This is a genomic window from Ruegeria sp. BHSB056, assembly GCF_059613305.1.
In genome coordinates this window covers 58019-78840 of sequence record NZ_JBXWSG010000006.1, presented here as the reverse complement: position 1 = coordinate 78840, position 20822 = coordinate 58019, and the positions used below count along the sequence as shown (strand labels likewise).

Here is a 20822-nt window from a genome sequence, read left to right as displayed (position 1 = left end):
TGCTGGCAATCACGGCATGGGCGTTGCAGCCGGAGCACGGGCGTTTAGGGCTAAGGCTCGGATTCACCTTGCAAAGACCGTACCCGAAGGGTTTGCCGGTCGCCTCAGAGCGCTTGGTGCAGAAGTGATCCGATCAGGCGGCGTTTATGATGAAAGCGTCGCAGCGGCCATCGCCGACGCTGAAACCACGGGCGCCACACTTTTGGCTGACGGAACCTGGCCCGGTTACACTGAGATCCCGAAATTGGTGATGGAGGGGTACTGCGTCATCGCCGAAGAGATGCGCCAGCAGTTCGAAACCTCTGGCCTGTGGCCAACACATGTCTATCTGCAGGCAGGGGTCGGCGGGCTTGCCGCCGCGATGTCCCACATGATCCGCCTGAATTGGGCAGAACAGCCTGAATTGATCGTCGTCGAGCCCGATGCTGCCGCCTGCCTGAAAACCAGCCACTTGGCCGGAAAACCAACCCGCAGCGACGGTCCGGATTCGAACATGGGTCGCCTTGACTGCAAGGAACCCTCGATCGTGGCCTGGGAAGTACTCGAACGCTGCGGCGTGAGTTACGAAACCCTTTCCGAAGAAGAAGGCATGGCAGCTGCTGAATCTGTCACCGCCCTTGGTATCTCGACCACACCGTCTGGTGCGGCCGGCTACGGGGCCCTGCGTAAGAGAACCACCGAACAAGGGAACGCCAAGGAAACGCGCCCTCTTGTCATCATCTCAGAAGGCCTCGCATGAGCGGGCATGAAAGGACCAAAAGAATGAAATCTACCATCAGCAAGCTTTTCACTTCGGCGGTGCTTGCCGCCGGTCTGTCGACCGCGGCATTCGCGGATACCTGGAAATTTGCCTCGGAAGAGGACAAGGGAGATGTTCAGGATATCTTCGCTCAGGCGTTTGCCGAAAGCATCAAAGAGCAATCGGGCGGCGATATCAAAGTTCGCATCTACTACTACGGACAGTTGGGCACCGAGAACGACATCGTCGAACTGACGACGAAAGGAACCGTCCAGTTCGTATCCGTCGGTACAGGTCACCTTGGTTCCTATGTGCCCGAGGCGCAGGTTCTCGATCTACCCTACGTGTTGGGCGGAGATATTGACGTGATCCGCAAGGTTCTGACAACGAGCCCGACTATCTACCAAGATCTGAGCGCAAAGTTCGAGAAGGTGAACCTTAAGCTGCTGACTATGATCTCGGAAGGCGACATGGCCTGGGGTGCCAACAAGGCGATCCGCAGTCCCGCTGATTTTGAGGGTCAGAAAATCCGCACATTCACTTCGACCATTCCTGTCGAAACCTTCAAAGCCTTTGGCGCCAACCCGACGCCGCTGTCCTGGGGCGAGGTCTATGGTGCGCTGCAGCTGAAGACCGTCGACGGCATGGTTAACCCGATCTACTTCATCTACAATGCGAAGTGGCATGAAGTTCAGGATTACCTGATTTTCCCGGGTCAACTGCCTTATGTCGGAACCGTTTCGACCAACAGCGAATGGTTCAACGGTCTGCCCGCCGATCAGCAGGAAATGGTAGAGAAAGCCATCACCGAAGCCGAACAGGCGGCGCACGATTACCAAATCAAGATCAATCTAGAGAATATGGACAAGATCAAGGCTGAACGCCCGGATCTGCAGGTCATCGTCCTAACCGAAGAAGAGCGCGCTGTCTTCGAAGCTCAGAGCGCAACATTGCACGAAACTTTCTATAACGTGGTCGAAAATGCCTATGACGACGCCGAGAAACCCGCCGCGCGTGATGGTGCACAGAAGATCCTCGAGAACCTGCTCAAAGAGGTCGAAAACGCCTCGTAACAAATGGTGAAATCGCTGAGGGGCGCGGCATCCTGTTCAGGCGTCGCGTCCTTCGTTTGAGGTACGCCCACCGGTGTGCCTAGGGAGGGAAGTCTATGAAGATCTTACTGCTCACCTTGAGCAAGGGCACCGAATTCATCGAGAAACTCGTCATCATCTTGGCCATTCTGCTGATGATGGTGAACTCGACCGCTAACGCCATTGGTCGCTATGCCTTTGGCAAAAGTCTTTTCTTTTCCGAAGAACTGAACCAGTTCCTGATCGTCAGTGTGACCTTTTTCGGATTTGCATATGCGGTCCGGAAAGGCCGGAATATCCGCATGACTGCGCTTTACGATACGCTGAGCCGCCGGTCAAAAAAAGCCGTCCTGACGCTGATCTCGATCACCACCAGCCTGCTGCTCGGATATCTGGCGTATAAATCTGTTTTCTACGTTCTGGAGATCAAAGAACTGAACCGCCTGAGTCCGGCGTTGCAATTTCCGGTCTACATAATCTACTCGGTGATCCCGATCGGTCTTTTCATGGCCAGCCTGCAATACCTGATCGCTTTTGTCATGAACATCACCCATACCGGCGCTTGGCACTCTTATGAGGTCGAGGACGGTGACGCAGTAGAGATAGGAGTCTGACATGTCAGGTTTCCTTGAATTTCTCGGGGACATCGTGGCCGGTGAGCTGGATATCTATGTCATCACCTTTACGCTGGTGGTGGCGATGGTTGTACTGCTGTTTCTCAGCTACCCCATGGTCGTTCCCTTGGCAGTTGCGACATTGATCGGCCTGGTACATTTCTCGCAGAGCGATACCGGCGTCATCATTCAGCAAATGGTTACCGGCATTTCGCCGAACGCGCTCATCGCTGTGCCAATGTTCATTTTTGCGGCTGATATCATGGCGCGGGGTCATACTGCCAACAACCTGCTTGGCCTGATCGAAGCTTTTGTAGGGCATCGCCGAGCCGGTCTGCCAATTACGGCTTGTATCAGTTGCACGCTGTTTGGCTCGGTTTCGGGGTCGACCCAGGCGACAGTGGTCTCGGTTGGTCAGATAATGCGACCGAAGTTGCTGAAGGCCGGCTACAAGGACAGTTTCGTCATGGCGCTGATCATCAATGCCAGTGACATCGCCTTCCTTATTCCTCCAAGCATCGGGATGATCCTTTACGGCACGCTGGCCAACACAAGCGTCGGTGAATTGTTCATCGCCGGGATCGGTCCCGGGGTAGTTTTGGCAGTTATGTTTTCGGTATACTGTTACTTCTACAGCGCCCTGCAGGGTGAGCAGATTGCGCTTGTCCCGAAGAGGTCCAGCGCCGAACGACGGGCAGCTTTCCGCAGGGCGGTTCTGCCACTGGGTTTCCCGGTACTGATCGTTGGCGGCATCTATTCCGGCGCTGTGACACCAACAGAAGCGGCATCGTTTTCGGTCCTCTACGCACTGATCGTCGAATGCCTGATCTACCGCGAACTGAAGCTCAGTGATGTATTGGATTCGGCACTCGGCACTGGCTTGATCACGGCGGTCGTGTTCATTCTGGTCGGAGTTGGTCAGGCGTTTTCCTGGTATATCTCTTTTGAACAGATACCCCAGGGCCTGCTGGAACCTCTCAATCTTGAGGGCGCGTCAGACGAGTACATTCTCTTCATCATCGCCCTTTGTTTCTTCGTGGGCTGCATGTTTGTGGACTCGCTTGTTGTGCTGGTCATCCTCACACCGATTTTCGTGCCGATCGTGGATGCCTCAGGGCTTGATCCCGTACTCGTCGGAGTGATGGTCACACTTCAGATGGCCATTGGATCGGCGACACCGCCCTTTGGCTGCGATATCTTCACGGCAATCGCGATCTTCAACAGGCCTTATCTGGAAGTGATCCGGGGAACTTTGCCATTCTTCGCTATTTTGGCGTTGATGACGATTTTGCTGATTTATGTCCCCGGTATCGCGTTGTTCCTCCGTGATCTCGCGGCGTTCTGAAAAAGAAAAAGCGGGTGGCTAGCCCTTAGGTTTGGCCATCCGCATCGGCCTATCGTTTCAGAGACCAGGCAGCTCGGCTTGGTCTAAAACTGTGGCGATTAAACCATCATGAGTGTGCTGTCGGACGAACTCGAGCCAGTCTCAGCTTACCGCGGAAACCGTGAGTGGAGTGAATGTATCGCGGTTTGATGCCGCTCCTTTGATAGTATTTATTCCAACAAAGGAGACGAACTATGGGATTGAAAATCTCTGTACAGCGTCGTTCTCTAGGCAAGACTATAAAGTGTCAGCAACACTCCCGAACCAAGGCTTTGATGTTGCAGTCTTACTTACCCCCGTGAAGGCAAGATATTGTGATTGATCCGGAACAGATTGCCCGGGTCATAAATACCTTTGATCTTGGACAGCTTTTCGCCGTTCACACCATAGGCGCCGGTCATGTGATCTGCCTGGTCTTCAGGCATGAAGTTCACATATGCACTGCCTGTTGAGTACGGCTTCATCTGTTCATACAGCTGGCGTGCCCACCCGATGCAGGTGTCATCCTTGTCAGGGTCTTCCCATCGTGTGTGGACATTCATGATGAAATGCGCAGATCTTTGCGGGTAGGCGGTAGAAGCGGGTTCAACGCGGGCCATCGCGCCACCGACATGAGCAATGAAAACCTCGCAAGCGGGATCAGGAAGGGTGGAAATCGCGTCCAGCAGGTCCGTGATGGCGGCCGGGGGCAACGTGTTGAAGTCATGACTTTTCCAATAGTTGCGGACGCCCGGCGACAACAGGGGATCAAAAGCCGCCTGCCAGTCCACGAACCTGTGCGGTGAAATGACATCCACAATCGGCTCACCCAGCGCACGTAAGGCCGACATTGCTTTTTCACCCTCATCCATCGGGCCGCTATAGCACGCTGCGAAAATCAGCACCTCGCGCCCGTGCCACTCTTCCGGCAGGAACGGGAGCGGCGGTGCTTTTCGCATCACGCTCCAGACGGTGAGCTCATCGGGGGACGTGTCCGCAATGGCCACAAATTCGGAAAGCAGTTCTGGTGCCTTTTCGATCGGGTGCACGATCAGGCCGGACAGGACATCCGGCCCAAGATCATGCAACTGGAATTCGAATGAGGTAACGACACCAAAGTTTCCGCCACCACCACGAATGGCCCAGAAAAGTTCCGGGTGGCTCGTGGATGATGCGGTGACAATCGCGCCATCCGCTGTGACGACTTCTGCCGACAGAAGGTTGTCGATTGTCATGCCGAATTTCCGGGTTGTCCAGCCGAAACCGCCGCCCAGGGTCAGCCCGGCGATGCCGGTGGTAGAATTGATGCCTGTGGGGACGACAAGACCATGGGCCTGTGTTTCGCGATCAACGTCTCCAAGCAACGCACCCGGTGCAACGCGGACAGTTTTGCGGGCAGAGTCCACGTGAACCGAACGCATCTGGGACAGGTCCAGCATGACGGCCTTGTCCGCGACGGCGTGCCCTGCAATCTGGTGCCCACCTGATCGAACGGTCATCATGAGGCCTGCTTGTCGGACGAAGTTTATTGCCTTCTGGACGTCGCTCGCCCCCATCGCACGGATCACGAAGGCGGGGAAACGCTCGAACATGCTGTTCCAGGTAATCCTGGCTTCTTCGTATTCCGGGGCTCCCGGCAGGTAGACCCCGCCGCGCAGTGAGGCATCAAGCGCGTCCAAATCGCCTTGATCCACAGTTGCGATATGTCCGTCGAGTGCTTTCAGGTCAAACATGCTTAGGCCTCCCTTGTTTCAGGAAAAGGTTTCGCGCACGGCTGCCTCGTGAGTTTGTTATTGCCCTGAGAAGGGGATACTTGGTTGTGGGAAAAAGCTGGTCGTCAGGCAAATATTCCCGGATCGATCCGATCTACCGGCGTGATGACATCGGCAGGAATGTTCAGACGCTCGGCCGCTTTTCGCAGGCTTTCTTCATCCGGGGCTTCGTAAAGGCAGTATGTTTTGCGCTTATCTGCGCTGAGGAAGGAAAAGATCCATTCAATGCCGACTTCGTCGTTGATTTCTTTGATGTGAATTTTGTCGTTGTCGCTGATATTCAGCTGCTCGGCAAAATTCCGTTCAATGATGTATCGTGGCATTATGCCCCCCAAGCATTTTCCGGGCCTTAACTGGCTACCCCTTCGAGCTTTGACTTAAGGGAAACCATACTCAATTTCTGTGATATTGCCAACGCTTCCCCTTCCAGTTGAAACGCCAGTTCCAAATCGCTGGGACGGCCCTGTTGTCTGAATGCGGATGCATACGCTGCCTTGGAATGCGCAATCCATGGCGGGCAATTCATCCTCGTGTCAATCTCGATGGCTTTCCGGAACATCTTCCCGGCAATTTCCCAGTCTTTCAGCACCGTTGCCAGGTTCCCCAAGCGTCGGGCTGCGGCACCTGTGCAGACTGTGGTTGCCCCTGCGGTGATCGTCAGGTCCTCGTAGGGTTGCAGCATACCGTAAAGCGTCTGGGCATGATCCGGATGCCCGACTGCCACGCAGATGTCGGCAAGATAGGACAGAGTTGTTGAATACATGGCATCTGGCGGCAGGTCGAAGCCGTTTTCCGCCATTTCATTCAGTATTTTTTCGGCTGGTTCCGTGTACCCCAGCTCGGCCGCGATAAGGCCAAAACCTGGCTTCCACGAGATGTCTTCGGGGCTGTCGGTCATCAGTTTCTTGATCACAGGCGCGACCTCGTGCAGGCGGTTCTGCTCGCGCCGGATGGTAAACATCTGAACGCCGAAAACGCCCTCGACATGTTCGCCGTGCGTTTTTCGGCCGATCTTGACCGCTTCGGTGGCGTGCTTTTCAGCCTGAACAAAGTCGCCGTCCATGATTGCAACCATGGCGCGTGCGTGTTTCTGAACCCAATAGAGTTGCAGATGATTGTCCTTTTCGGAAATCGCAGTCAGCAATTCGAGTGAGTTGTCCATCAGGTCGCGGTCGGCCATTTCAGCACCGACAAACAGGCTGAGCGTCCGGTCGCGGCCCTGATCAATGGTGCCAAGCTTTTCTGCCACCCGATGCATGGCGTCCAGATTTTCACGCCAATGGCGCGCCTCTCGCCCGTTGCGCGCAACGAAGGGCGCCCCAAAATGCATCATCATTACCGAAAACTGGGATTTATGATCCCCAAGTTTCGCCGCCAGTTCCATGGATTGCTGACCAAAGCGCGTACCCTCGGAAAACTGGCCGACAAACATATACGCCCTTGCAAGTTGGCTCATCAACCGGCACCGCCTGACTTCGTCACTGTCAGGCAGGTCTTTCAGCGCCTTGTCACAAAGGTCAATGGCCTCGTGATGTCGCGTGCTTGTCATCATGCACGAGTCAGCAAAATGATTGGCTGCATCGGCTGCCAGCTCCACGTCATGGAGTTTCCGGGCAGCTTTAGATGCACTTTTCAGAACTTCCATCGCCTCAGGCAACCGGCCCTGGCTGTCATGGCTGCGTCCGACAAGAATTTTGCCCCTGACCATCTCCGCACCGATTTCAGAGCCAAGTTTTTCCGCAGCCCTGAGTGTTTCCAGTGCATTGGCCATCGCTTCCTGGCTGGCTGACCGGGCCAACGCCATTTCCGCCGCAGCTTCCCATTTGTCGAATGCGGCGCGCCATTCTTCTGCTTCTGACAGATGGCGGGCCACCAGCTCGGGTCGGCGTTCGATTTCAGCTGATCGCATCGCGATCAGTGCTCGGGCAACGTCCGAATGTTGCTGCCTGCGGGTGGAACTTAACATGGATTGATATGCCGTATCGCGGATAAGGGCATGGCGAAACACGAAATGCCCGCGGTTGTTTCCGCTTTCAAAGATCAATCCCGTTCGCGACAATTCTTCGAGGCGAAGATTGATATCCGCACGTTCCAGCCCCATCGCGGCCTTTACCAAGTCTGGTTCAAATTCCCGCCCAATGACGGACCCCGTCAACGCAACCTGTTTGGCCTCGGGCGAAACTGCATCAAGCCGCGCCATCAAGGCGCCCTTCAATGACGATGGTATGCGGACTTGTCCCTGCTCATCAGCATTTACGATTGCTTGGGTCAATTCTTCGACAAACAGGGGCACGCCGTCCGTTTTTTCGATGATCGTCGCGATCAAGACATCGTCCGGGTCCTTGCCGGTGATATTGCGGACCAGATCCGAGACATCAGCAGAACCGAACCGGCGCAACAGGAGTGTTTGAACATGCGTGTCCCCGTCATCGCGGGCCAGGTCCCACCCAGGTCTGTGGGTCATCAGGATCATCAGGGGAAGATCAGTGCAAATCGCCTTGAACCGCTCCAGCAGGGCTTGCGTCGAGGGATCGATCCAATGTGCATCCTCAACACACAGAATAACCGGGCGCACGCCTGCCCGGACCTGCACCGTATGGATAAGGGTTTGGATCGTTATGTCGCGTTGCTCTTGCGGCGACATCTCGAGAACTTCACGAGCCGGCGCACTGCGCGGCGCAACCAGCGCTGCAAAGACAGGCAGAACCTGTTCCCAGTCCAGACCTTCCCGGCCTTCCAGCAGCTTCCTGACATGTTCCAGAATTTGATTGTCATCAAAATCCGGTTCAACACCCGCATCCTGTGAAATTCGCTGGGTGACGGGATGAAAGGGGCTGCTGGTCAGATAAGGAGAGCAGTTCAGCCTTATCACGTCGGCCTGCCCGGTTGCCGTGACATCTGCAAGAAACCCCTCAGTCAGGCGCGATTTTCCTATTCCCGCCTCACCCGACAGCAGAACGACCTCACCATGACCGCTTTGGGCGCGCTGCCACGATTGCAACAGGATCCCCTTTTCGTAATCCCGGCCGATCATGGTGCTGCTGGCGTCATCCTTATACGACGCGCGAAACCGGCTTTCCGCGCTGCGTTCCGATACGACCCTCAACAGGGTCCGAGGGTCCTTGAACCCTTTCAGCTGAGTTGGTCCAAGGGTCTCGAACTCGAATATCCGGTGCAAGGCGGCTTCGGTTTCTTCCGCAGACAAAACGACCGAGTTCGGCTGAGCGTGCTCCTGTATCCGCGCCGCAAGATTGACGGTCGGCCCGGTCATGGCACCTTCTTCGTAAGAGTTTTCGCCGATGGTGTCGCCGACCACGACATCGCCGCTGGCAATACCCAGCCTGGCCGACAAACGCTCGCCGTCAGGGGTGTTAAGCTCTTCAACGCGGCGGACGCACTCAAGCCCCGCCTTAATGGCGCGAATGGCGTGATCTTCATAGGCTGTTGGCCAACCGAAAAACACAAGAAGACCGTCGCCAAGGTATTTCGAGACATAGCCACCATACCTGCTCACTGCCCCCGCGACGGTATCTTGATAGTTCTGTAGCAGATCCCGCATGTCTTCGGGATCAAAACGGTTGGTCAGCTCTGTCGAGCCGACCAGATCCGCGAACAAGACTGTCAGATGACGCCGCTCAGCCGCAGGTGCGATGGGCTTTTTCGTTGGTGCAGCTTCACCATGCACATCATCAGCGGCGGATGGCTGAGTGTTCTCGCTGGTGGGCTCCCCTGCGGCAGGTGCTGATGAAGACAGGTGCCCAGAGCCAACCAAATCCTGAACCGCAGCAAGGATGATCTTCCGGTGACCAAGACTAACTCCTAGCTCTTTCAAGTCGTCACCCGTCAGCAGCGGCAGAACACGCGCATCAATGTCGTTTTCCGCAAAAACATCTGCGTACTGACCCAGTCCGAGGTCGTTCAGCCACGTGTCCATTTCAACCGACATATCCGGATCATGCTGAGATACATCCCACTAATCAAGGAAGCGCTATCAGCACGAACCGATTATCGTGACCGGATGTCGGCGTTTTGGCTGATCGAACGTCCAGAAGCCTCAATTTGAGCCTTAAATTAACGGTAGATTAACGAAACAGGGCACAACAAACCTGTCGATGACAAGTTCTTGATATACTTATGCCAATATCGAGATTTATTGGTGGGTAATCCTGCCGATCTGTTGACTAGTCCAGTTTTAACGAGGGGGTATCTCGGCGGGATCAGGGGGTGCCAGGTCGGACCTGTTCAAGGTCGGCGGATCGCGGCACCCCCGCCGGCAGGTAGAAGCAGCAATTTATCCGATTTCAGTTGATCTTGTTGCGCTGCGCGTGCGGTGTGATGCCAAAACTGGACCGGTATACCCGAGAGAAATGTCCCGGATTTTCAAAGCCGCAGGCCACGGCGACCTCGGTGACCGACGCTTCGGTTTGCAAAAGCAGCTTCCGGGCCCGTTCCAGCCGCATTTCCATAAAGTACCGTTTGGGCGAAGTGTTGAGGTACTTGCCAAACAACCGTTCAAGTTGACGGGTGGAGATACCCAAATTGTCTGCAATGAAGGATGGTGAAACTGGAGTTTCCAGACTGTCCTGCATAATATCTATCGCCTTTGCCAGGTGGGCATTGCGCATTCCATTGCGCGATTGCAGCGAAACGCGCTGCTTAGCGGTCGCATTACGCACAGTGTTATAGACCATTTGATCCGCAACATCGGTGGCCAGCTCTTCGCCATGGTCGCGTTCAATCAGATGCAGCATCAGGTCTGCGGTCGCGGTCCCACCTGATGCGGTAATGTGTTTTTCGTCGGCGACAAAGACGCTGCGCACCAGATTGATATCCGGAAAGGCTTCCATGAACGCGTCGTGGTATTCCCAATGGATCGCCGCCTGCATACCGTTGAGGAACCCGGCCTCGGCCAGCAGCCACGCGCCGGAGCACAATGCCCCGATCCGCGTTCCACGCGCTCGTTCGCGCCGCAGTGTGGCCAGAAGGGAACGGGTCACGTGGTCACGCATGTGAATGCCCGACAAAACAAAGAGCTGATCGCACTTGGACAGTTCCTCAAGTCCGGAATGCACAAGGGTGACGGACCCATTGGAAGACACGGCCTGCTCGCCCTGTTCGGATACAAATGACCAACGATACAGCTCTTCGCCACTCACAAGGTTGGCGATTCTCAGCGGCTCGACCGCACAGGAAAAGGCGAGGTGCGAAAACTCCTCGACCAGGATGAAGGCGAAGTGCTGCGTCTGAGGCATGAGCAGAACCATTTCCAAACTGGGCCGACGCCCGAACGTGAGTCTATTTAGCAGACACTTATGCTGCACGAGATTTTTATGTATACAAGTTGTATTTTTTAGAAATACAAAACTATGACCTCCGCGATTCGAACGCGGCGGCCACAGGACATAGTGAGGCCAAAGGATGAAAGACGAAGCCAAGTCGCGCAAAACCGCGCTCAGAGAACACCTGAAGATGTCCATCCTGACTCTGCGCCTTCGTCCGGGCGACGATCTGGATGAGGCGCATCTGTCCGATGAATTCGGCTTGTCGCGCACGCCGCTACGCGAGGTATTTCGTCAACTGGCTGGCGAAGGTTATCTGGATCTTCGGAAGAACCGCAGCGCTCGTGTTTCGGAAATGTCCTACACTACGCTGCGCGATTTCTTCCTTGCAGCACCGATGATCTACGGGGCCATCCTGCGTCTGGCGGCAGTGAACGCGACTAACGTGCAAATCAGTGACCTGAAAGCGGCTCAGCACGCGTTCAAAGCTGCCCTTCATTCAGGGTCGGCCGAGGATTGCGCACTTGCCAACAACCGTTTTCATGACGTGACCGGAGAGATGTCCGGCAATGTCTACCTGCTTCCGTCATTCAACCGGCTGCTGATCGATCATGCACGGATTGGTATGACGTTTTATCGGCCGCAGACAGTTGAAATGTCCGAAAACCTGTCGCTGGCCAGCCAACAGCATGACGCGATCATCGCAGCCATCGAGGCACGCGATGAAGCTGAGGCGGCGAAACTGGCCGAGGATCACTGGAACCTGTCCCGGGATCAGATCGGGATGTTTGTGATGCCTGACGCACTGGATGTCCCAATGGGTATCCCGCCACTTTCGAAACCCGCATGAGGACGGAATGAACCCGATTTTCAAGTTCGAAGGGATATATACCCCTGTGATCACCCCCTATCACGACGATGGCAGCTTGAACTGGGACGCCCTGTCCGACGTGATCGAATACCTGATCGAAAATGGTGTGCACGGCCTGATTTCCGGCGGATCCACAGGTGAGAATTATGCCCAAACCGTGCCGGAGCGGCTGGAACTCGCCAAATTCACGCATAAACACCTGAAAGGGCGGTTGCCCTTGGTGGTTGGCACGGGTGCGATGCTGACTTCGGACTCGATAGCGCTGGCCGCTGGCGCGCGCGATATCGGCGCGGACGCCATCCTGTTGGCCAGCCCGCCCTACTCGGTGCCGACGGATCGCGAAAACGCGCTGAATGCGCTGGCCATCGACAAGGCCGCCGACCTGCCGGTGATGCTCTACAACTATCCGCACCGTACCGGCACAATGATGGGGGAAGAGTTCCTTGACCGTGTGGGCCGCAGCCGCAACTTCTGCGGCATCAAAGAAAGCTCGGGCGATATCAACCGGGTGCATCTGTTGGCGCGGGATTATCCGCATATCCAGCTGGGCTGTGGAATGGACGACCAGGCACTCGAGTTCTTTGCCTGGGGCGCGCCGTTCTGGGTGTGTGGCGGGTCGAACTTCCTACCTGCCGAACATGTGGCATTGTATCAGGCCTGCGTGGTCGAAGGGAATTTCACCAAGGGACGCCGGATCATGTCTGCGATGATGCCGCTGATGCGGGTACTAGAACAGGGTGGCAAGTTCATCCAGACCATCAAGCACGGCGTCACGATGAACGGGATCGACGCAGGTATCATGCGGCCTCCACTGAAGGGCCTGAACAAAGATGACAAGCGCGCGCTGGAACAGGTCACGTGCGTGCTGAAAAAGACAATCGCCGACATCGTGGCAGAAGGGTAAGAGATATGGATCTGCTGACACAGGACGAATACAAATCCATCGCCGCAGGCCTGTCCCTGCCGGCAGGTGCCTTTATCGACGGCGCATTCCGTCCGGCGATCTCAGGCCAGACCTTTGCGACAGTGAACCCTGCAACCGGTGAAAAACTGACCGATATCGCATCCTGCGATAGGGCGGATGTGGATTTTGCGGTCGCGAAAGCTCGTGAGGCGTTTGACGATGGCCGCTGGAGCAAGCTGCATCCGTCTGATCGCAAGGATATATTGATCAGGTTGTGCAAGCTGATAACCCGCAACGCCCGTGAACTGGCCGTGATGGAGAGCATCGACAGTGGCAAGACGATCTTTGACTGCGAAAATGTTGATGTGCCCGAGACGATCCACTGCCTGAAGTGGCACGCCGAGGCGATTGACAAGATTTACGATCAGGTTTCGCCCGCCAGCGACGATCACATCGCTATGGTGGTGCGCGAGCCAATAGGCGTCGTCGGTTTGGTGCTGCCGTGGAACTTTCCGCTGCTGATGTTGGCATGGAAGATCGGGCCAGCGCTGGCGGCTGGCTGTTCTGTTGTTGTAAAACCGGCGATGGAAACCACTTTGACGGCCCTGCGCCTTGCCGAATTGGCGATGGAGGCCGGTTTGCCGCGCGGTGTATTGAACATCGTACCTGGTGGCGGGACCGAGGTGGGCGAGCCCATTGGGCGGCACATGGATATCGACATGGTGTCCTTCACAGGCTCGACCGTGACCGGCAAACGCTTTCTGACCTATTCGGCGGAAAGTAACGCCAAAGAGGTGGTCTTGGAGATGGGTGGCAAGAACCCTGCCATCGTGATGGAGGATGCCGAAAACCTCGACCGGGTGGCGGCGCATATCGTCAATGGCGCATTCTGGAACATGGGGGAGAACTGCTCGGCCTCGTCACGCCTGATCGTGCATAAGAAAGTGAAGGCCGAGCTGCTGGAGCGCATCGCGCATCACGTCAAACAATGGAACACCGGCGACCCGCTCGACCCCGAAACCCGCATGGGCGCACTGGTGAGCGAAGACCACTACACCAAGGTTTGTGGCTATCTGGATCAGGCCGAGAACGTGGTGATCGGTGGCAAAGCAGACAACGGGTTTGTCGAGGCCACCGTGGTCGAAGTGCCCGGCAACGACGCTGCATTGGCGCGCGAGGAAATCTTTGGCCCTGTCTTGTCGGTAATTGAAGTCTCGGGCTTCGATGAAGCGATCCAGATCGCGAACGAAACCGACTATGGCTTATGCGCCTCAATCTTCACGGCCAATGTCAAACGCGCCATACGTGGTGCGCGGATGATCCGCGCAGGCACCGTAACGGTGAACAGCTTCGGCGAAGGTGACATCACGACACCTTTCGGTGGGTGCAAGCAATCGGGTTTTGGGGGGCGTGACAACTCGATCCACGCGCATGATCAGTACACCCAGTTGAAAACCATCTGGATCGATCTGGCCGATGACGCGGATGAGGCCGTCGATTGAGTCGACATGACGCAAAAAGACTACCCCGGCAGACAGGCCCGTCGGGTTGGAATGCGATTCTGCCGCCCCAAACACCTCTGGGGGTGCTGGACCGGAACCTGACCGCAGATTTCACAATAGTTGGCGGCGGGTTTGCCGGGTTCAGCGCGGCGCGGCGGCTGCATCAATTGGATCCTTCCCTGAAAATCGTTCTGCTGGAAGCCGGCCGCTTCGCGGACAGCTCGGCAGGCCGAAATTCCGGGTTCATGATCGACCTGCCCCATGACTTGGCCTCGGACAACTACGCAGGCAAGGGATCGGACGCAGATCGCGCCACCATTGCGCTGAACCGCAAGGCCATTGCCTTTGCGACCGAAGTGGCCTTCGATTGCGGGCTGCCACAGGAAATGTTCGACCCTTGCGGCAAATACAATGCCGCCGCCACCAAAGCGGGCGACGCGCATAACCGCGCCTTTGCCGCGCACCTGACCAAACTCGGCGAGCCGCATACGCTTTATGATCAGCAGCAGATGCAAGAGATCACGGGCAGCCCACACTATACCTCGGGGCTTTATGCGCCGGGGACAGTGATGATCCAGCCTGCGGCATATGTGCGTGCGCTGTCTGCCCGTCTGGCCGGGCAGATTGATGTGTTCGAGCATTCACCCGTCACCGGTTTTGAGCATCAGGGCGCAGGCTGGGTGGTCAGCACCAACAAGGCCAAGGTCAGCACCGGGCGGATCATTCTGGCCAATAACGGTCATCTGGAAAGCTTTGGGTTCTACCAGCGGCAGTTGATGCACATATGCCTCTATGCCTCGCTCACAGCGCCGCTGACCGACGCGCAGATCAGGACACTGGGCGGGCAGTCGCGCTGGTCGGTGACGCCTGCGAACCCGATGGGGACGTCAGTACGGCGCATTTCCGGCAGCTACGGGGATCGCATCCTGATCCGCACCTGCTCCAGCTTTCATCCAACAATCGAGACCAGTCCAATGAGGCTGCGCAATGCAGGCTGGGTGCATGACAGAAAGTTCAGGGAACGCTTTCCGCATCTTCCGGATGTGCAGATGGAACATCGCTGGGCGGGGATGCTTTGCCTCAGCCGCAATGGATCGACCGCGTTCGGCGAACTTGAGGACGGTGTCTACTCAGCCTGTTGCCAGAACGGTCTGGGCATTGCACGGGGAACACTGCAAGGCATGGGCATCGCGGAACTTTTGCTGGACCAGCGGTCTGACATCGCCGGTCATTTTCTGGCGCAACCGGACTTGCCGCGTTTGCCGCCCGAGCCATTCGCCTCGCTTGCCGCCAACAGCTATCTGATCTGGAAAGAGTGGCGGTCCGGCAAGGAATGAACTTGACCGTCAGTAAGTCTGGTTCAACTCATCCGCGGCCGGGATTTCCCTCTCGCGACGGGCGATATAGTCCAGAAGGGCGTCGTTCTTTGCCTCATCCAGCTTGGGTTCCTGATACTCGGCCAAAAGCTTCCTCGCGTAGTTCAGGGCCCGTTCGGTGATTTCAACTTCGCCTTCCGCCACCCATTGTTCGATCGAGTTGTTGTCAAACAGTTCGGGCATGTAGAAAGCCGTCTGAAAATTCTCCTGTGTGTGCGGATGCCCCAAATAGTGTCCGCCGGGACCCACATCCGGAATTGCGGCCAAGGCTTCGTCAAAATCATTCCATTTTGACCCCTCTGCCATCCGATAGGCCATTGCGCATTGCTCTGCGTCCACAACAAACTTGGCGACCGAACAATGCATCCCCGCCTCGTTCCAGCCTGCCGAATGCCAGATGTAATGGGCCCCTGCATGCAGAACAGCGCCCAGAGTTGTGGCGGATTCGTACCCGGCCTGTGCATCAAAGGTCTTCGCCCCGCCCAACGTGTTCGAAGTGCGCCATGGCACATCGTAATAGCGCGCCATCTGACCGATCATGAAATTCATCAGACTGATTTCAGGCGTCCCTGCCATTGGTGCGCCTGATTTCATCGAAACGGTTGACAGGTAGTGCCCCCAGATCGCCGGACAGCCCTTGCGGATCACCTGCGTGTAAGCCAGCGCCGAAAGCGCCTCGGCGGTCAGCTGTGCCACGGTTGCGGGTACCGATGCGGGCGTATTGGCACCGCCCAGGACGAAGGGCGAGCACAAAACCGGCTGGTTCCGGCGGCAGAAGGCACGCATTGCACCCAGCATGGATTCATCCCAGACCAATGGGCTGTTGCCGTTGCAGTTGCCTGTTGTAACCGGGTGGTCATCAATGAAACCTTCGCCGAACAGGATATCGCACATGTCCATCACATCCTCGGCATTCTTGGGCGAGGTGGTCATGCCCATGAATGTTTTGTCCGAGTATTTCATCGACGAATAAGTGATGCGCAAGTGCCGCTGGCTGATCGGGTGATCGTATGGTTCGACGATATGATGGGCCGAACTGTGCAGTGCGGGCATCATGTGCGACAGTTTGTGAAACATCGCCAGATCGTCCAGCGTCGGGTTCCGGCGCACGTCGTCAAGATCACGCAGAAACGGCGCGCCGGTCATCGGCACGAAGATCGAGTGCTTGCCGCCGAGAGCGAGGTTCTTTTGCGGATCGCGCGCGTGATAGGTGAATTGCGTCGGAATGGTCGCGATCAGCTCACGCACCATGTTGCGGTCCAGAAAGACCAGCTCTCCTTCGACCTTTGCGCCCGCTTTCTTCCAGTCTTCCACTGCGGTCGGGTCGCGGAACTGGACACCGACGTTCTCCAGAATATCCATGGCGGCCTTGTCGATAAGCTCAACCTGGCTTCCGTTCATAACTTCGCAATGCGGGATGCCGCGGGTCAGACCCGGCAGCATGTCAAAGTTCGGCGCAGTGCGAAGAGCGCGGCGCGCGGAACGACCGCCGGCGCGTGCAAGCGTACGGGTCGACAAGGGGCAATCCTCCTGTTTTGAATCAGACTGAGGGAATTACTCCGCGTTTACCTCTCTGATTGCGATATGTGTTTGCAGGAAGCGACACCGCCCTGATGACGGTTTTTCAACATGTCTGTTCACGTAAGGTCGTTCAGTCATTTTACCTTGTGTGACCTACTTCACTGCCAATCACGTGCAGACATCTGCAACAGATATCCGTAAAGTTGTTTCAGGAGGGGCGCTTCAATGCACCACACGACAGAGATGCTGATCATCGGTGCCGGGTTCTCAGGGCTGACGATGGCGCTTGAAGCGCGCAAACGTGGCATCAAAGATATCGCCATTCTGGAAAAGGCCGAAGATATCGGTGGCACGTGGCGCGAGAATACCTATCCTGGCGTCGCCTGTGATGTGCCGTCGCATCTGTATTCCATGGCGACCCACCCTAATCCGCACTGGAGCCGCGCCTATGCCGGTGGCGCAGAGATACAGGCATACCTGCAAAATGTCGCGCATCAGGAGGGGTTATACGATCTTTGCCACTTTGGGCAGGCGCTGAAATCGGCGAAATGGGATGGCACGCTTTGGCAGGTTGAAACCATGGATGGCCAATTCTGGTCAGCCCGGTTTCTGGTCTCGGCCATCGGCGCGCTGCATCATCCCAGCATTCCGGATATTTCCGGCGCCGACAGCTTTCCCGGCCCCTGTTTTCATTCGGCCGAATGGGATCACACCGTCGATCTGACCGGAAAGCATGTGGCTGTTGTCGGCACCGGAGCGTCAGCCGTTCAGTTCGTGCCCGAGATTGCCAAGGTTGCGCGCCACGTCACCGTTTTTCAGCGCAGCGCGCCTTACGTCATGCCGCGCCCTGACGGCCCGATCGCGCCTTGGGTGCGCAAACTATATGCCTACCTTCCCCTGCTTCCGCGCATCCGGCGCAAACTGATTTTCATGTTCTTCGAGTTCCGCCACCGCGTGTTCAGGGGCGAGGAACGCGCGATGAACTTTGCTCTGAAGATGTGGCGAAAATCGCTGGAAGGCGCGATTTCCGACCCCGAAGAACGGCGCATTCTGACACCGGACTATCGAATTGGGTGCAAGCGCATTCTCAGTTCAAATGACTGGTACCCGGCGCTGGCCCGCGACAATGTCAGCGTCATTCCACACGGCGTAGCCAGTATCGATGGCAACTGCATCGTCGCGACAGATGGCTCCAGAACAGAGGCAGACGCGCTGATCTGGGGCACCGGGTTTCAGGTCACCAATGTCGTAGAAAGGTTGGATATCACCGGCACAGATGGGCTAACGCTGCGATCGGCTTGGGCAAACGGGATGTCCGCTCATCTGGGCACGGCGATAGCCGGTTTTCCCAACTTTTTCATCCTTCTGGGGCCTCATACCGGGCTTGGGCATAATTCGGTCGTGTTGATGATCGAAGCCCAGGTCGGGCATATCGGCCGGGTTCTGAGCGAGATGCAACGCAAGGAACTGTCGGTAATCACCCCCGATGCGGTGAAACAGGCGGCCTTTACACAGGAAATGCAGGACCGTCACGCGGACAGTGTCTGGCAGACCGGAGGCTGCACATCCTGGTACATTGATGCGGACGGGAAAAACACGACGCTTTGGCCCGGAACAGTTGCCGAATTTCAGAAACGCATGTCACATTCGGGATTGGAGCAATACAACCCCGTAAGGACCGGAGACAGCTAGATGACATTTTTTCTTAGCCTGATTGCGGCCTTTGCCGTCTTTCTTCTGGCCATGGCCCTGTGGACCCGGCGGATAACCCGTCAGGGGCTAAAAACCGTGCCGCAGATGGGCCAGATCGTGCCCGTACGGGGCGGCAGCATCCACTATGTGGAAAAGGGCAATCCGGACGCGCAGACGGTCGTTCTGATTCACGGTCTGGCTGGGCAGTTACAGCATTTTACCTATGCGTTGGCGGATCAACTGGCCCAGGATTTCCACGTCATCGCGCTGGATCGCCCCGGTTGCGGATATTCAACCCGGGATACGGCAGAGCTCGCACAATTGCCGCAGCAGGCCGCGATGATTGCTGAGTTTCTTGAAACCAAGGGTGTGGATCAGGTCGTGCTGGTGGGGCATTCTCTGGGCGGTGCGGTGTCGCTGGCGCTGGCTTTAGACCACCCCGAGCGGGTATCCGGCCTCGCTCTGTTGGCACCACTAACGCACAGAGTGCCTGAAACACCGGTGATCTTCAAACCGCTCGAGATCCGGACCAAATGGCTGCGCAGCCTGATTGCCAACACGATTGCAGTGCCCATGGCCTCAATAACGGCGCCGCACAGTCTGGGCGTGGCATTTGATCCTGAAACCCCACCAAATGACTTTCTGGACCGTGCGGGTGGTGCACTCGGGCTGCGCCCGTCGGCCTTTGTCACGGCCTCGCAGGACGTTATCGGGTTGGATGCCAGTTGCGATGCGCTGGTGGCCAGATACCCCGAGCTGTCGGTCCCCGGCGGGATATTGTATGGAAGTCAGGATGCGCTTCTGTCCCCTGCCCTTCACGGGCCGCCGATGACCGAATATGGCCTGAGCTATGAAGAGCTTGACGGTCTGGGTCATATGATCCTGATCACAGAACCGGAGATATGCGCCGCGTTTATCCGCAGAACGGTGGGCACCACGATATTCCGTCAGACGCCCTTGCAGGACCCGGTGAAAGAGCCCGTGAAAGAATTCCCCGGTTAGGGCGATTTCCCTCTTGACCCTCCCCGGCCCCTCGCTTACATCGCCTCTCACTCACGGCGGAGTAGCTCAGTTGGTTAGAGCAGCGGAATCATAATCCGCGTGTCGGGGGTTCAAGTCCCTCCTCCGCTACCAAATCCCTCAAGTTAAGAACCTGATTTTGAAGCGAAATCACGTCTTTCCTTGAACTTGTCCCGCCATCTTTCCCACCACTTGGTTTCTCAAACGCCAATTTGGAAAGGAAGAAAGATGAAAACGTCCAAACTGCTGAACTCGATTGATTACGCCCTGATTGCTGCGATCCAAGCCAGAGGCCTCGCCACGGCCCTCGATGAGATCGTCATGGATATCAGTGGAGACGAGCCGATACCTGAAGAACGGCTGGACTCGCTTTATGCAATCAGCAATGCCCTTCTGGCGGCGTGCAAGGATACCGCGGATAAACTGAACGCGGCCGCACTGCCCACAGAGAAGCCCAAGCGCCACTCAGAACTATCCGAATGTCAGAAGATCGACATCAGGCGTCGTCTCGATCTGTCCGCGCAGCGTCTGGGCAAAGTGAGCCCTAAGACGATTACGGATGATCAAGGATCTCCGACGCGGGAATTCCTGTCTTATGCGAAAGAGAATGCCGTTTCCTTGGATTGGCTGGTATGCGGCGATACTTCGGAGCTTCGAAAAGACCTATTGGATGTCGATGACATCACTTGTGACGAACAGCGATCACGCGCGCTCAAGCTGGCGGGTATGCTGTCGAAAGAACAGGCCGCCCATGCAGTCATTGCACTGGAACGCGTGCTCGGTCCATCGCCCGCCCAGGCTACGAAACCCGTTCACGCCTGATCCACGATTTCCGCAATAACGATCATCCCCCCGCATCCAGGCCAATGCCGCGCGCTCGGGGGATGATCCAAACGGGCTCTGTTTGTTCGCAACACGTGGGCCCGGTTCATCCGAAATCGCGACACCCCCACCCCCTTTTGTCAGAGCTTCGTTGGACCCCCGCCCCCAAAAATCGACGCGCGTATGTGGTCATCCATGCAACTGCTCACGACGAAGGCTAAAATGCCTTTCTGAATTTTCGCGTAGTAAGATTTCA

16 protein-coding genes and 1 tRNA gene are annotated in these 20822 nt (G+C 56.6%); 12 read left to right on the top strand and 5 right to left on the bottom strand.

Annotated elements, in window-relative coordinates:
• The 4 genes from AC2FND_RS03065 to AC2FND_RS03050 form a co-directional block, all read left to right on the top strand.
• Positions 1-739, top strand: a 739-nt coding sequence (locus tag AC2FND_RS03065; RefSeq protein ID WP_496767848.1) for a pyridoxal-phosphate dependent enzyme, incomplete at its 5' end; no start/stop codon positions are given.
• Between the two features lie 23 nt (positions 740-762).
• Positions 763-1812 (top strand): TRAP transporter substrate-binding protein, encoded by a 1050-nt coding sequence (locus tag AC2FND_RS03060; protein WP_496767846.1) that lies wholly within the window; start codon positions 763-765, stop codon positions 1810-1812.
• 95 nt (positions 1813-1907) lie between these two features.
• The gene (locus AC2FND_RS03055; RefSeq protein ID WP_496767844.1) at positions 1908-2444 is read left to right on the top strand and encodes a TRAP transporter small permease; all 537 of its coding nucleotides are present in this window, start codon (positions 1908-1910) and stop codon (positions 2442-2444) included.
• 61 nt (positions 2445-2505) lie between these two features.
• Positions 2506-3789, top strand: coding sequence for a TRAP transporter large permease (locus AC2FND_RS03050; protein ID WP_496767852.1), 1284 nt, complete (start codon positions 2506-2508; stop codon positions 3787-3789).
• A gap of 329 nt (positions 3790-4118) precedes the next feature.
• On the opposite strand, the gene AC2FND_RS03045 is transcribed toward AC2FND_RS03050, so the two are convergent.
• The 4 genes from AC2FND_RS03045 to AC2FND_RS03030 all read right to left on the bottom strand — a co-directional run bounded on the left by AC2FND_RS03045 (position 4119) and on the right by AC2FND_RS03030 (position 10831).
• Entirely contained in the window at positions 4119-5540 is a 1422-nt protein-coding gene (locus tag AC2FND_RS03045; protein ID WP_496767842.1) for an FAD-binding oxidoreductase, read from the bottom strand.
• A gap of 104 nt (positions 5541-5644) precedes the next feature.
• Positions 5645-5902, bottom strand: coding sequence for a DUF4242 domain-containing protein (locus tag AC2FND_RS03040; RefSeq protein ID WP_209504668.1), 258 nt, complete (start codon positions 5900-5902; stop codon positions 5645-5647).
• 26 nt (positions 5903-5928) lie between these two features.
• A complete protein-coding gene (locus AC2FND_RS03035; protein WP_496767840.1) occupies positions 5929-9525 on the bottom strand; it encodes an adenylate/guanylate cyclase domain-containing protein in 3597 nt (1198 codons plus the stop codon).
• A gap of 355 nt (positions 9526-9880) precedes the next feature.
• Positions 9881-10831: a GlxA family transcriptional regulator gene (locus AC2FND_RS03030; RefSeq protein ID WP_480537370.1), complete on the bottom strand. Its 951-nt coding sequence runs from the start codon at positions 10829-10831 to the stop codon at positions 9881-9883.
• 166 nt (positions 10832-10997) lie between these two features.
• Here AC2FND_RS03030 and AC2FND_RS03025 point away from each other — a divergent pair, with 166 nt between their 5' ends.
• The 4 genes from AC2FND_RS03025 to AC2FND_RS03010 are packed head-to-tail and all read left to right on the top strand — an operon-like array spanning position 10998 to position 15472.
• Positions 10998-11708, top strand: a complete 711-nt coding sequence (locus AC2FND_RS03025; RefSeq protein WP_496767838.1) for a GntR family transcriptional regulator — start codon at positions 10998-11000, stop codon at positions 11706-11708.
• A gap of 7 nt (positions 11709-11715) precedes the next feature.
• Positions 11716-12633 (top strand): dihydrodipicolinate synthase family protein, encoded by a 918-nt coding sequence (locus tag AC2FND_RS03020; protein WP_496767836.1) that lies wholly within the window; start codon positions 11716-11718, stop codon positions 12631-12633.
• Positions 12634-12638: 5 nt separating this feature from the next.
• Entirely contained in the window at positions 12639-14135 is a 1497-nt protein-coding gene (locus AC2FND_RS03015; protein WP_496767834.1) for an aldehyde dehydrogenase, read from the top strand.
• On the top strand, positions 14132-15472 hold the full coding sequence (locus AC2FND_RS03010) for an NAD(P)/FAD-dependent oxidoreductase (protein ID WP_496767832.1): 1341 nt from the start codon (positions 14132-14134) through the stop codon (positions 15470-15472). The genes AC2FND_RS03015 and AC2FND_RS03010 overlap by 4 nt, the downstream gene beginning before the upstream one ends.
• Before the next feature lie 9 nt (positions 15473-15481).
• Here the strand turns inward: AC2FND_RS03010 and AC2FND_RS03005 are convergent, their stop codons facing one another.
• Entirely contained in the window at positions 15482-17029 is a 1548-nt protein-coding gene (locus AC2FND_RS03005; RefSeq protein ID WP_496767830.1) for a trimethylamine methyltransferase family protein, read from the bottom strand.
• 228 nt (positions 17030-17257) lie between these two features.
• On the opposite strand from AC2FND_RS03005, the gene AC2FND_RS03000 reads away from it, so the two are divergent.
• From AC2FND_RS03000 to AC2FND_RS02985, 4 genes are all read left to right on the top strand, one after another.
• Entirely contained in the window at positions 17258-18724 is a 1467-nt protein-coding gene (locus AC2FND_RS03000) for a flavin-containing monooxygenase (protein ID WP_496767828.1), read from the top strand.
• Positions 18725-19726 (top strand): alpha/beta fold hydrolase, encoded by a 1002-nt coding sequence (locus tag AC2FND_RS02995; RefSeq protein ID WP_496767826.1) that lies wholly within the window; start codon positions 18725-18727, stop codon positions 19724-19726.
• 55 nt (positions 19727-19781) lie between these two features.
• Positions 19782-19858: transfer RNA gene (locus AC2FND_RS02990), tRNA-Met, on the top strand.
• Between the two features lie 114 nt (positions 19859-19972).
• Positions 19973-20566, top strand: a complete 594-nt coding sequence (locus tag AC2FND_RS02985; RefSeq protein WP_496767824.1) for a hypothetical protein — start codon at positions 19973-19975, stop codon at positions 20564-20566.
• Positions 20567-20822: the final 256 nt, after the last annotated feature.